At 62.8% G+C, this 13,066-nt stretch carries 10 protein-coding genes and 2 pseudogenes; 7 read left to right on the forward strand and 5 right to left on the reverse strand.

The annotated features are described in order from the left end of the window. Positions 1-184 precede the first annotated feature (184 nt). The gene (locus P6U23_RS01490; protein WP_407177861.1) at positions 185-1,066 is read right to left on the reverse strand and encodes a LysR family transcriptional regulator; all 882 of its coding nucleotides are present in this window, start codon (positions 1,064-1,066) and stop codon (positions 185-187) included. A gap of 137 nt (positions 1,067-1,203) precedes the next feature. Between P6U23_RS01490 and P6U23_RS01495 the strand changes: the two genes are divergently transcribed. Further along, positions 1,204-2,061: a sulfite exporter TauE/SafE family protein gene (locus P6U23_RS01495; protein ID WP_407177862.1), complete on the forward strand. Its 858-nt coding sequence runs from the start codon at positions 1,204-1,206 to the stop codon at positions 2,059-2,061. Between the two features lie 86 nt (positions 2,062-2,147). On the opposite strand, the gene P6U23_RS01500 is transcribed toward P6U23_RS01495, so the two are convergent. Further along, positions 2,148-2,636 carry a DUF3658 domain-containing protein gene (locus tag P6U23_RS01500; RefSeq protein WP_407177863.1) on the reverse strand — a complete coding sequence of 163 codons (489 nt, stop codon included), beginning with the start codon at positions 2,634-2,636 and terminating at the stop codon, positions 2,148-2,150. Between the two features lie 28 nt (positions 2,637-2,664). Then, positions 2,665-4,194, reverse strand: coding sequence for a malonate--CoA ligase (locus tag P6U23_RS01505; protein ID WP_407177864.1), 1,530 nt, complete (start codon positions 4,192-4,194; stop codon positions 2,665-2,667). A 184-nt stretch (positions 4,195-4,378) separates the two neighbouring features. Between P6U23_RS01505 and P6U23_RS01510 the strand changes: the two genes are divergently transcribed. The 4 genes and pseudogenes from P6U23_RS01510 to P6U23_RS01525 all read left to right on the forward strand — a co-directional run bounded on the left by P6U23_RS01510 (position 4,379) and on the right by P6U23_RS01525 (position 7,607). Continuing rightward, positions 4,379-5,140 carry an SDR family oxidoreductase gene (locus P6U23_RS01510; RefSeq protein WP_407177865.1) on the forward strand — a complete coding sequence of 254 codons (762 nt, stop codon included), beginning with the start codon at positions 4,379-4,381 and terminating at the stop codon, positions 5,138-5,140. 250 nt (positions 5,141-5,390) lie between these two features. Next, a pseudogene (locus P6U23_RS01515) lies at positions 5,391-5,946 on the forward strand (fasciclin domain-containing protein). A 228-nt stretch (positions 5,947-6,174) separates the two neighbouring features. After that, positions 6,175-6,804, forward strand: coding sequence for a cytochrome b/b6 domain-containing protein (locus P6U23_RS01520; RefSeq protein ID WP_407177866.1), 630 nt, complete (start codon positions 6,175-6,177; stop codon positions 6,802-6,804). A 17-nt stretch (positions 6,805-6,821) separates the two neighbouring features. Further along, positions 6,822-7,607, forward strand: coding sequence for a molybdopterin-binding protein (locus P6U23_RS01525; RefSeq protein WP_407177867.1), 786 nt, complete (start codon positions 6,822-6,824; stop codon positions 7,605-7,607). 11 nt (positions 7,608-7,618) lie between these two features. Here the strand turns inward: P6U23_RS01525 and P6U23_RS01530 are convergent, their stop codons facing one another. Beyond that, entirely contained in the window at positions 7,619-8,965 is a 1,347-nt protein-coding gene (locus P6U23_RS01530) for an IS5 family transposase (RefSeq protein ID WP_407177868.1), read from the reverse strand. A 286-nt stretch (positions 8,966-9,251) separates the two neighbouring features. Further along, positions 9,252-10,430: a YbfB/YjiJ family MFS transporter gene (locus P6U23_RS01535; protein WP_407177869.1), complete on the reverse strand. Its 1,179-nt coding sequence runs from the start codon at positions 10,428-10,430 to the stop codon at positions 9,252-9,254. A gap of 233 nt (positions 10,431-10,663) precedes the next feature. Between P6U23_RS01535 and leuB the strand changes: the two genes are divergently transcribed. Both leuB and P6U23_RS01545 read left to right on the forward strand, forming a co-directional pair. After that, a complete protein-coding gene (leuB, locus tag P6U23_RS01540) occupies positions 10,664-11,776 on the forward strand; it encodes a 3-isopropylmalate dehydrogenase (RefSeq protein WP_407177870.1) in 1,113 nt (370 codons plus the stop codon). A 145-nt stretch (positions 11,777-11,921) separates the two neighbouring features. Further along, positions 11,922-13,066: pseudogene (locus tag P6U23_RS01545) on the forward strand (IS4 family transposase).

A 13,066-nucleotide genomic window follows, 5' to 3' on the forward strand; every position in this document is an offset into this window, starting at 1 on the left:
ATATCGCGGAAGACGGGCCCTATTTACGGAGTTGACTGAGCCAGTGCAACGGCCAAATGCCCGCAAAGCGAATCTACGTTCATCGTTATGGGACGTCAAAATCGCTGAAAAATCGGGCTTGGTATACCAGACCAGCCGTGCGGTGTTGAAGATACGAATCGCCGTTTACTACTTAGAAGGCGCGTTAGCCTCGCGCCCCGAACGGGTCTGATGCGCGCCATTGCGCAACCAGAAAATCCGCGAATATGCGGGTCTTTGGCGAGGCGAAGCGGGACGATTCAAACAACAGGTGGAGCGGCGCCGGCGAGGGCTCGTGTTCCTGCAGGACGCGCTGCAGGCGGCCCTGCTCCAGCTCGTGCCGAACCTGCCAGAACGGCACCCGCACGATTCCAGCGCCGTCTTGCGCGGCCAGCACCAGCGCGTCGAGGCTATTAATCCAGAGCTTGGCAGCTATTGGAATTTTGCATTCCACGCTTGCCTGCATCCTGAAGCGCCAGAGGCCGGCGCCTGGGGTGTCGGAAAACACCAGGCAATCATGGCGGCCGAGATCCTCGGGCGTTTGGGGCACGCCACGCCGCTGCAGATAGGACGGCGCGGCGCAGACAACCATCCGGATGTCGGCCAGCTTTCGCGTCGTGAGCTGCGAGTCCGGCAAATGCCCGACGTGCAGCGCGACGTGGATGTCTTCCTCGATCAGGTTAACGGCGCGGTCGACGAGCTGCAGGTCGACCGCCAGCGAAGGATAGCACCGCGAGAACTCGGCCAGCCTCGGTGCGATCAACAGCCGTCCGATCAGCGTCGGGGCACTGACGCGAAGCCGCCCGGACGGCACCTCGCTGCCGGCCGACAGCGCCAACTCGACCTGCTTGAGCTCGGTAAGGATCGCCTTGGCCCTGTCGTAAAGCAGGCGCCCCTGCTCGGTCAGGGCGAGCCGGCGCGTGCTGCGGGCGACGAGCTGCGTGCCGAAATGGCGTTCGAGCGCGGAAAGCTGGCGGCTGACAGAGGTTAATGAACTCGGCAGCGAGCGGGCGGCGGCGGACAGGCTCCCGGCCTCGACCACCCGCACAAAGGTTGCCATGGCTGCGAACTGGTCCATGTCCCGGATCCTTCCGCTTCTCGCAAGGCATCTTGCCGGATCGCGCTGATACTCCCGCTTTCGACAACAGTCTATGGTGCCATCAAACTTCGAAGATTGGAGGAGCCGTGGCCGGCCTTGATGTTTCGGAAGTGATCGAGCTTGCAGCCTTGCTGATCGTGGTGGGCGGATTGTCCGGCTTCCTGGCGGGGCTGTTCGGCATCGGCGGCGGCGCCATCCTGGTCCCGGTGTTTTACGAGTGCTTCCGGCTTGCCGGCGTGCCGCTGGAAGTGCGGATGCCGCTCTGCGTCGGCACCTCGCTGGCGGTGATCATCCCGACCTCGATCCGCTCGTTTCGCGCTCATTACAAGCGCGGCGCAGTCGACATGACAATCGTCAAGCGATGGTGGCTGCCGATCCTGATCGGCGTCGTGGCTGGCAGCGTGACTGCGCGCTATGCGCCGGAGCGGCTGTTCAAGATCGTCTTTGTCGCGGTCGCCTATTCCGCCGCGGCGCGGCTGCTTTTCGCACGCGAGGCCTGGAAGTTCGGCGACGACTTGCCGAAGGGGCTGCTGATGCAGGTGTACGGCTTTCTCGTCGGCATCCTCTCCACCCTGATGGGGATCGGCGGGGGACTGTTCTCCAATCTGCTGATGACGTTCTACAGCCGCCCGATCCATCAGGCGGTCGCAACGTCCTCGGCGCTCGCTGTGCTGATCTCGATCCCCGGTGCCATCGGCTATGTCTATGCCGGCTGGCCGGCGGCGGCGCGCTATCCGGACGTGATGGCGCTGCAGCTTCCGTTCGCGCTGGGCTACATTTCCCTGATCGGCGCGCTCTTGGTGATGCCGATGAGCCTGTTCACCGCCCCCCTCGGCGTGCGGGCCGCGCACGCGCTGTCAAAGCGGATGCTGGAGGCCGCCTTCGGCTGCTACCTGCTCATTGTCGGCAGCCGGTTTGTGGTGAGTCTCGCCTCCGGCCAATGATCGCTTGGCGTGTGAAGCGGGGGCAATCGTTGAGCCGTCGTCCCGGCTCGCGCGTCGCTTGGCCGGGACCACTTGATCGGCTTGCTTCACCCCTTCAGGCGCACCTCGCTGTGCCGCCATCTGCGAAGGTCGCCCTGGGCCTCGAGACGCTCAGACTTGACCAGCACCTGGATGCGGGCGGCCAAGACCTCGTCACTGATCGGCAAGCCGAGTTCCTTGCATCGTCCGTATGCCATGCCGACGACCAGGGCCATCTTCCGCCATTGCCATTCCATGACTGAGAAGAGAATGGAATCGATATCGGCCTCCGAGACCGAAGGCGGGATGCGAACCTGGTCCCAGCGGAGCGCGCTGGTGATGGCGGGAAATTCCCTAAACGGAATCAGATCCGGAAATCTGTCGTAGATGCCGCGAAGCAGTTCGGAATGCAGCGCGGTCACCACAGTTTCGAGCGCGGCGGTGAACTCGCCGCGATCATGCTGGTCCAGAGCCAAGATCGCGGCTCTCGCCTCGTCGATCGCATAGGCGGCATCGAGCAAATATTCGTGGATTTCGGCGGCCTGCTCTCGGTTCATATCGAGTCCGCCGCCATCGCGGCGCCTCCTAAGCCTTCGTATAAATATCCTTATACGTATCGCGCAAAATGTTCTTCTGCACCTTGCCCATGGTGTTGCGCGGCAGTTCGTCGACGACGAACACGCGCTTGGGCATCTTGAATTTTGCCAATCGCCCTTCGAGGCCCTTCAGCACGGTCGCCTCATCCACGTTCGCGCCGGCATGGCGTACCACCACCGCGGTGACGCCCTCGCCGAAATCGGCATGCGGCACGCCGATGACGGCGGATTCCACCACGCCCGGCATGGCGTCGATCTCGCTTTCGATTTCCTTGGGATAGACGTTGAAGCCGCCTGATATCACGAGGTCCTTGCCGCGGCCGACGATGTGCACATAGCCCTTGTCGTCGATCTTGCCGAGATCGCCGGTGATGAAGAAGCCATCCTCGCGAAACTCGGATTTCGTCTTCTCCGGCATCCGCCAATAGCCCTTGAACACATTCGGGCCCTTTACCTCGATCATGCCGATGGTCTCGGGCGGCAGCACCTTGCCCGTTTCAGGGTCGGCGACGCGCAACGAAACCCCGGGCAGCGGGAAGCCGACCGCGCCGGGCACGCGCTCGCCGTCATAGGGGTTCGAGGTGTTCATGTTGGTTTCGGTCATGCCGTAGCGTTCGAGCACGGCGTGGCCGGTGCGGGCCGACCATTCGCGATGGGTGTCGGCCAAGAGCGGCGCCGAGCCGGAGACGAACAGCCGCATGTGCCTGGTGGCCTCGCGCGATAGCGCCGGGTTCTGCAGAAGCCGGGTATAGAAGGTCGGCACGCCCATCAGCGCGGTCGCGCGCGCCATCAATTTGATGATCGCGTCGGGATCGAATTTCGGCAGGAAAATCATCGAGGCGCGGGCGAACAGGGTGACGTTGCTCGCCACGAACAGGCCATGGGTATGATAGATCGGCAGCGCGTGGATCAGGACGTCCTTGTCGGTAAAGCGCCAGTAATCGACCAGGGTCAGCGAGTTCGAGGCAAGATTGTCGTGGCTGAGCATCGCGCCCTTGGAACGGCCGGTCGTGCCCGAGGTGTAGAGGATCGCCGCAAGATCGTCATTGCCGCGGGCGACGGTTTCGAAGGTCGGGCTTGCCTTGGCCGCCGCGTCCGTCAGCGAGCCCTTGCCGTGGGCGTCCAGCGTATCGACCTTCGCTTTCACCTTGGCGGCGATCGTCGCGATGCCTTCGGCCTTGGCGGGATCGCAGACGACCAGCGACGGTTCGGCGTCGGTGATGAAATAGTCGAGCTCGTTGAGCGTATAGGCGGTGTTGAGCGGCAGATAGACCGCGCCGGCCCGCACGGTGGCGAGATAGAGCACAAGGTTCGCCACCGATTTCTCGATCTGCGCCGCCACGCGGTCACCCGGCTTGACGCCGCGGGAGACCAGGACATTGGCGAATTGGCCGGCTCGCGCGATCAGGTCGCCGTAGGTGATGCGCTCGCCGTCGAGGGTCTCGATTGCGAGCCGGTTGGGGTCGTCAAGTCGGTCGAACAGGCGGGAAAACAGGTTGGCGTTGGCGGTTGTGTTCATGCAACATTCCGTGGGGCACGGCCTCTAGACCATGATCCGGAAAAGCGGAAACCGCCTTTCCGGAAAGATCATGCTCAAAACAAAGGGATGAGATCATGATCCGATTCCGTCTAATCGGATCATGATCTTGAGTTGGGGCTGGATTAGCAAAAACGCCCTTCAAAAAGCAACGGAGACGGTTTGCATGACAAACGGCGGGAAACGTGTGGCCTGGATCACCGGCGGCGGCAGCGGCATCGGAGAGGCGGGCGCGGAGGCGCTGGCCGCGGACGGCTGGACGGTTGTGGTTTCGGGGCGCCGCAGGGACGCCCTCGATACGGTGGTTGAGAAGATAGAGAACACCGGTGGCGCGGCCGAGGCGGTGGCGCTCGACGTCAGCGTCGCCGCCGATGTCGAGAAGACGGCCGAGCAGATCCTGGCCAGGCATGGCCGCATCGATCTTTTGGTTAACAGCGCCGGTATCAACCTGCCCAAGCGACGCTGGGCCGATATGGAACTGGACGGCTGGAACAAGCTCGTCGAGATCAACCTCAACGGCGTGCTCTATTGCATGCGCGCGGTCTTGCCCGCGATGCGGGCCCAGAAGGATGGCCTGATCATCAATGTCTCCTCATGGGCCGGCCGCCATGTCTCGAAAATGCCGGGCCCGGCCTACACCACGACCAAACATGCTGTGCTGGCGCTGACCCATTCCTTCAACATGGATGAATGCGTCAACGGCCTGCGTGCCTGCTGTCTGATGCCCGGCGAAGTCGCGACCCCGATCCTCAAATTGCGGCCTGTGGTGCCGAGCGAAGAGGAGCAGGCCAGGATGCTGCAACCGGAAGATCTCGGCCGCACCATCGCCTTCGTCGCCGGTCTCCCGCCCCGCGTCTGCATCAACGAAATCCTGATCAGCCCGACCTGGAACCGCGGCTTCATCCAGACGCCGTCGAACAGGGATTGACCTCTTCCACCCTCTCCCACAAGGGGAGAGGGTAAAAGAATCCCGGCTCGCGTGGAGCTTGTCAGCAGGCGGAGTTGGCAACACGATCTCCCCTGCAAATAGTTTCAGGAATCACAAAGAAGTTTTTCTCGAAACCGCATCGAAAGACCTCCCGTAGTTCGCCGCGACGACAACGCAAGCTCCAAAGCGAAGCCCCGTCGTCGCAGTTCATCGCCGGCGGATGCCGGCTCCTCAATTCGGGAGATTCTTCATGTCCAAGCGTATTGCCTTGCTGTCCGCCGCCGCCTTCAGTGCGCTGGCGCTCACCGCCAATCTCATCGCGCCGCTGCGCGCCGAGGAGAAGACCGTCATGGTCGGCGGGGCCGCGATGTACCCATCCAGGAACATCATCCAGAACGCGGTCAAGTCGAAAGACCACACCACGCTGGTGGCGGCGGTGAAGGCCGCAGGCCTGGTCTCCACGCTGGAGGGCAAGGGGCCGTTCACGGTGTTTGCTCCGACCAATGCCGCCTTCGGCAAGCTGCCCTCCGGCACTGTGGACAATCTGGTCAAGCCCGAGAACAAGGCGGCCTTGACCAAGATCCTTACCTACCATGTGGTGCCGGGCAAGCTCGAAGCCTCCGACCTCACCGAACGGCAAGAAGCTCAGGAGTGTCGAGGGCGAGGAACTCACCGTGAAGAAAGACGGCGGCAAGATCTGGATCATCGATGCCAAGGGCGACTCCTCGATGGTTACGATCTCCAACGTCAACCAGTCGAACGGCGTCATCCATGTGGTCGACGCCGTGCTGATGCCGGCGACCTAAAACCGATGCGGGTGCCGCGCTAGACCGTCATCCTTAAGGAGCGGCCATTTCGATCTGAGCTCCGCTTCGTTCCCCGACCGGATGCGCGAAGGGCGAGCCGGGCAAACCCGGCTCGCTTTTTTGTGAAGGCGGATAGCCGAAAGGCATTAATTCCATGGCGTGGTGTTCAGTAACGAAATGTCCCTTCCGGGCGTATAATTACCCATACGGATTGAAAACGGAGCCGCCATGTCGAGCCTTGCAGCGACAGAGGATCATGTGACCCGCGAGCCGGCGAAAGTCATCCAGCCGGCCTGGGTGCGGGTCATGCATTGGATCAATGCGCTCGCAATGATCCTGATGATCATGTCGGGCTGGCAGATCTACAACGCCTCGCCGCTGTTTGGCTTCACCTTCTCGCGCAGCATCACGCTCGGGGGCTGGCTCGCGGGCGCGCTGCTGTGGCACTTCGCGGCAATGTGGCTGTTGATGATCAATGGCCTCGCCTATCTCATCGTGGGTCTTGCCACCGGCCGCTTCCGCAAGAAACTGCTGCCGATCACGCCTAATGGCGTGTTCGCCGACTTGAAGGCGGCGCTGACTTTCAAGCTCGCCCATGATGATCTCTCGACCTACAATTACGTGCAGAGGCTGCTCTATGCCGGGATCATCGTCGTCGGCGTGGTCATCGTGCTCTCGGGCCTGTCGATCTGGAAGCCGGTGCAGTTCCATTATCTCACCGCGCTGTTCGGCGGCTATGACGTGGCGCGCTATGTGCACTTCGTCTGCATGTCGCTGATCTGCCTGTTCCTGATCGTCCATGTCGCGCTGGCGATCCTGGTGCCGAAAAGCCTGCGCGCGATGATCATCGGACGCTGATCGGAGGGAAGCATTCAATGGCACGCAAACGCTCATTTCTGATCCCCGGCGTCGACAAGCGCCTCTTGATCAAGGACGCAGTCAAGATGATGCCCGACCTCACGCGCCGCCGCTTCATCGCGACCGGCGCGAGCCTGGGCGCGCTGACGCTTCTCACCGGTTGCGACGTGCTCGATAGCGACTCCGCAGAGCAGATGCTGGCGCAGGTCTCCAAGTTCAATGACGCCGTGCAGTCCTGGATCTTCAATCCGAACACGCTTGCGCCGACCTTTCCCGAAAGCGCGATCACCAAGCCGTTTCCGTTCAACGGCTATTACGATCTCGACGATGCGCCCGAGATCGACGGCGAGGACTGGAAGCTGGAGGTACGCGGTCTCGTCGACAACAAGAAATCCTGGACCCTCGATGAGCTCTACAAGCTCCCGCAAGTCAAACAGATCACGCGCCACGTCTGCGTCGAAGGCTGGAGCGCGATCGGGAGCTGGACCGGCACGCCGCTGCGCGATTTTCTGGGGCTGATCGGCGCGGACACCCGCGCCAGATATGTCTGGTTCCAATGTGCCGACAAGGACGGCTACAACTCACCGCTCGACATGGCGAGCGCGCTGCATCCGCAGACCCAGATGACGTTCAAATTCGCCGACGAGATTTTGCCGCGCGCCTATGGTTTTCCGATGAAGATCAGGGTGCCGACGAAGCTCGGCTTCAAGAACCCGAAATATGTGATCTCGATGGAGGTCACCAACGAGTACAAGGGCGGCTACTGGGAAGACCAGGGCTATAATTCGTTCAGCGGGAACTAATGTGTCGTCCGTTAAGAAGCCCAATTGAGCGCGGTTGGGGCGGCGAGCAGTCGCATCAAGGCGTTCAAGATCAAGCGTAGCAGAAGGCTAAGCCAGGCGAGGACGAGGCGGAGATTGTGGCCGACGGCAGAGAGGATGACGTTGGCCGCATCGCCCTCGCGGCCCTTGAGATAGCAGCGGCCGAGTTGACCGTCGGTCTTCATGTGTCCGATCACGGGCTCGATGGCTGAGCGGCGCTTGAGTTCGCGTTTGATTGCGCCGAAGACGCCCCGCTTCTGGCCGGAGATGAAGACGCGGCGCGGGTTTTCGGTTTTGTGGCCGCGATAGCCCTTGTCGACATAGCCGCGCTCGATCGCGCAACCGGTGAGCTTCTCGGTGGCCTCGATGACGTCACCGAGCGTGTGGCCGTCATATGGGTTGCCCGGCAGCGCCTGGGCGTGCAGCACAAACTGGCCGCCCGGAGCGCGGGCGTTAGTGGTCACGATCGAGGCTTTGACGCCGAACTCATAAGGCGCCGAGGCCTTGCCCTTGCCGATGCATTCGACCTCGGGCGCGTGGAAGGAATAGAGCTTCCAGCCACGCTGGCGCTGCTCCTGGGAGCGGATTTGCGCGGCGCGCAAAAGCGCCTGCTCGAAGGCAGCCTCAAGCTCCGACTGACCTCCGATCTTACGGCGGATGTCGCGGATAAGCCGGCCGAGCCAGGTTCGCAAGCTGCGCAACTGCCGACGATGGCGCTTGAACTGCTTGGCGTGGGCATAGCGCCCGGCCATCATCGCCGCCCGCTTGGCGATACGCAGATAGGACTGCCGCAGCCGCACGCCGTGCGCGCGTGCCAGCCGATTGAGGCCCTTGATCGCCGCATGGACGAGCTTGGCGTCGGTCGGGAAGGTGATGGCCTTGGGCTGAACGGTGGTGTCCACCGTCACCCGCTTCAGATCGCGCGTCCGCAACGCGCCAGTCTCATGCGCTACCCTCAGGCTCTCGGCCAGCAACAGCTCCAGTTTGCTACCAAGCCGCTTGCGCCAATGGCTGAGGCCGGAACGCTCGTGCGGGAACTCATGCTGGAAAAATTCAAAGCCGGTGAAGTGCTGGAAATACGGGTCGTAGACCCAGCGCTCGCAGACGCCTTCGTCGGACAAGCCGTAGATGTGCTTGAGCAGCAGCAGCCCGATCAGGAAGCGGCTCGCCACGCCCGGCCGGCCCTTGTCGCTGTAGAGCGGTGCGATCTCGCGATCGATCCAATCCCAGTCGATCTTGGCGCCGAGCTGCACCAGCTCGTGCTTCAGATTGATGATCTGATCCAGCCTGGCGCGAAACAGATCGCCTTCCGCTGCCGGTTCCGACTTTTTCGGTCGCATCGGTCCCCTCCGCTGCGACCACAGAATCATGCCCGGCGATTCGAGGGAATCTCCAAAACGAAATTGCAAGCTTTCGAGGCCTCAACCCTCGAAAGCTTGCAATCTCAAAACCGCAACCGGCGCCAAAAACCGATTCCCGCTCAACGGCCTCGGCTCATTTTCACGGACGACTAATGTGTCGTCATTCCGGGGCGCGCACGAGCGCAAATCCGGAATCTCGCACCCGCAGTCTTTGGATTCCGGGTTCGATCGCTTTGCGATCGCCCGGGAATGACGCCGTCACATTTTAAAGCTTCCTCTGAAGCGCCGAGGCGATCGCGCCGAGCGCCAGCATGGCAGCGGAAATATTCAGCGCATAACTCAGGCTGCCGAGCGCGTCCGTAATCGCGCCGACCACGAAAGGTCCGAGTGTCTGGCCGATGCCGAAGGCAATCGTCATTGCCGCGATTGCGGTCGGCCAGGCGGATGGCGCGTAGTTGAGGCGCACGAAGGCGGTGGTCGAGCCGGCCACGGCAAAGAAGGCGACGCCGAAGACGACAGCCGACAGCGCGAGCAGGGCGGTCGAGTGACCGAAGATCGGCAAGGCCGCGCCAAACGTGTTGAAAGCCAGGATGATCGCCGTCGCCAGCCCGCCGCGGTCAAGCGCCAGTGTGCCGCGCCACACCCAGGGCGTGGCAAAGGCAGAGAGGCCGATCAGGCTCCAGAACGCCGCCTGCGCCAGCGCGCCACCACCGAGATCGCGGACATAGGCGATCATGAACGTCATGTAGGCGATGTATCCCGCGCCGAACAGGAAGTAGCCGGCGAGATAGATCGCGACCGGCCACACCGAAAACGCCGCCCGCGACGTGTCGGTGATGCCGGCCTTGCTCTCGATCGGCGCGAGCAACAGCGGAATGGTCAGCAGGGTCGAAAGCGCCGCCAGCGCCCACCACACGATCCACCACGATCCCGCGCCAAAGGCTTGCAGGACGAACGGCGCAACCAGACCTGAGGCGAGGATGCCAAGTCCCGGACCGGCGTAAAACAGGCTGAGTAGGAAGCTCGCCCGCTCGGGATGGGACTGTGCAATCTGGGCGGCCAGGGCGCCACCTGCGACGAAACCGGCCGCGGCGGCGAAGCCGCCGACGAGACGCGCAAAGCTCAACACGACGAAATTGCCTGATACCGCGCAGAGCGCGAGCGCGCCGAGACTGACGAGAGTTCCGCCTCGCAGCGCGGCTGACCAACCGAAACGCCTGACCAGGTGCGAGGCCAACAGCGCGCCGGCGAGGTAGCCGGCGGCATTGATCGTGTTCATGAAACCGGCCGCCGAATACGACCAGTGCAGGGAATCGCGCATGTCCGGCAGCACCAGCGCATAGGCGAAGCGGCCGATGCCGAGCCCAACGGTTGCGGCAAGGGAGAGGGTGAGGATGAGCCGCGCAGCCCGCGCGGGCGTCAAGGAAGGTTGAGGGGCGTGCAAGGGATACTCCGACGCCACGGATAGTCGCAGGCGGAGCCGGCTTTGCCCAGCGGTGGGAGCGGCAATGGTGTCTTGCCAATTAAGCAATGGCGCTTTAGCACTCCGCGCGGATTTTCCGTTTGATCGTCGTGCCCGGGCTTGCCCCGGGCATCCACGTCTTCTTTCGAGCTCGATCCAAAGGCGTGGATGGCCGGGACAAGCCCGGCCGTGACGAAGTGCGCGAGGAGAACATCATGCCCACCCACAAACTGCTGCTCCTGCCCGGCGATGGCATCGGCCCCGAAGTGATGGCGGAGGTGAAGCGCCTGATCGATTGGCTCAATGCCAGGGGCATCGCGCAATTCGAGACCGAGCAGGGCCTGGTCGGCGGCGCAGCCTATGATGCGCACAAAGTCTCGATCAGCGAAGGCGACATGGCGAAGGCGAAAGCTGCGGACGCCGTGATCTTCGGCGCGGTCGGTGGCCCGAAATGGGACGGCGTTCCCTACGACGTGCGGCCCGAGGCCGGCCTGCTGCGCCTGCGCAAGGATCTCGGGCTGTTTGCGAATTTGCGGCCCGCGCTGTGCTACCCGGCGCTGGCGGAGGCCTCCAGCCTCAAGCGCGATGTCGTCGAGGGGCTCGACATCATGATCGTGCGCGAACTCACGGGCGGGGTCTATTTCGGCGAGCCCAAAACCATCACCGACCTCGGCAACGGCCAGAAGCGCGCGGTCGACACCCAGGTCTACGATACCTACGAGATCGAGCGCATCGCCCGCGTCGCCTTCGATCTCGCGCGCAAGCGCCGCAACAAGGTGACCTCGATGGAAAAGCGCAACGTCATGAAGACGGGCGTGCTCTGGAACGAGGTGGTCACCCAGGTCCACGACCGCGAATACCGGGATGTCGTGCTCGAACATCAGCTCGCCGATTCCGGGGGCATGAATCTGGTGAAGTCGCCCAAGCAGTTCGACGTCATCGTCACCGACAATTTGTTCGGCGACATGCTCTCCGATATCGCGGCGATGCTCACCGGCTCGCTCGGGATGCTACCGTCGGCGTCGCTCGGCGAAGTCGACGCTAGAAGCAAGAAGCGCAAGGCGCTGTATGAGCCGGTGCACGGCTCGGCCCCCGATATTGCCGGCAAGGGGCTCGCCAACCCGATCGCGATGATCGCCTCTTTCGGCATGGCGCTGCGCTATTCCTTCGATATGGGCGCGCTCGCCGACAAGCTCGACGCGGCGATCGCCGCGGTGCTGGCAAGCGGCCTGCGCACGGCCGATATCAAGTCGGAAGGCACCAAGCCCGCCGGCACGGCGCAGATGGGCGAGGCGATCCTGAAGGAGCTGGAGAGGCTTTACGCGTAGGGAGGCAGAGGCGCCTGTCTCTCGTCATGCCCGGGCTTGACCCACGGCTGTCCGGTTTAGAATTTGTGGACAAGGGGCATGGCGTTGATTCTAGTCTGTTCTGGACGTCTGCAAGCGTTCCGGGACACGACAGGAGATCAGCGCCATGCCGCATCACAATACAGTATTCCGCGAGGTTCTGAAGCTCGTGCCGTGGCATCGGTTTGAAGCGCTTGTGGAAGGAGATGATGCGGATGCGCGCGTGCGGCGGCTGCCGACCAAGGTGCAGTTCCTGGCATTGCTGTACGGCCAACTTTCGGGGGCGGCGGGGCTGCGCGAGATTGTGACGGCTCTTTCGAGCCATGAGGCGCGGCTCTACCACCTTGGCGCAGCGCCGGTCCGGCGATCAACTTTGTCCGACGCCAACGCCAACCGGCCTTTCACGGTGTTTACCGGGCTGCTGGAGTTGATGATGAAGCAGGCCCACCGTGGCTTGCGCCGCAAGGTGGCCGAGGCGGTCTATCTGATCGATGCCACCAGCGTGCGGCTGAACAGATATAGTGCCGACTGGGCGCAGTTTTCGGCCGGCGTCTGCGGCGCCAAGGTGCATGTGATCTACGACGCCGACGCCGATCAGCCGATCTATGCGGCGGTCACCGCGGCCAATGTCAACGATATCACGGCAGCCCATCAGATGCCGGTCGAGCCGGGTGCGACCTATGTCTTCGATCTCGGCTATTACGACTATCTTTGGTGGGCCGCGCTTGATGCCGCCGGATGCCGGATCGTCACCCGCTTCAAATCCAATACGCCGCTGGACGTCATCGAGGAGCTTGCGGTCGTTCCCACCAGCAACATCCTCTCCGACCGTATCGGCTTCTTGCCCGCGCGCCAGGCCAAGAGCCGCCGCAATCCGATGCAGGATGCCGTGCGCGAGGTGCGGGTCAGGACCGACACCGGCAAGGTCCTGCGCATCCTGTCGAACGATCTCGATGCCCCCGCCGAGGAAATCGCCGAGCTCTATCGCCGGCGCTGGGCCATCGAGCTGTTCTTCCGCTGGGTCAAGCAAACCTTGAAGATCACCCGCTTCGTCGGCGCCTCCGAGAATGCGGTGCGCATCCAGATCGCCGTCGCTCTGATCGCCTTCCTGCTGCTACGTCTGGCTCAAGCTGCCCAAAAGCCGTCCGAAGCCCGCTCGTCTTCGCCAGGTTGGTCCGCGCCAACCTCTTGCACCGCAGATCAATCCACAATCTGCTCGATCCGCCACCGATCCTTCAAGATCAGCAACAGATGAGCCTTGCTCTATGCTAA

The organism is Bradyrhizobium sp. STM 3562 (assembly GCF_045571435.1).
In the GTDB taxonomy this organism is placed as follows: Bacteria; Pseudomonadota; Alphaproteobacteria; order Rhizobiales; family Xanthobacteraceae; genus Bradyrhizobium.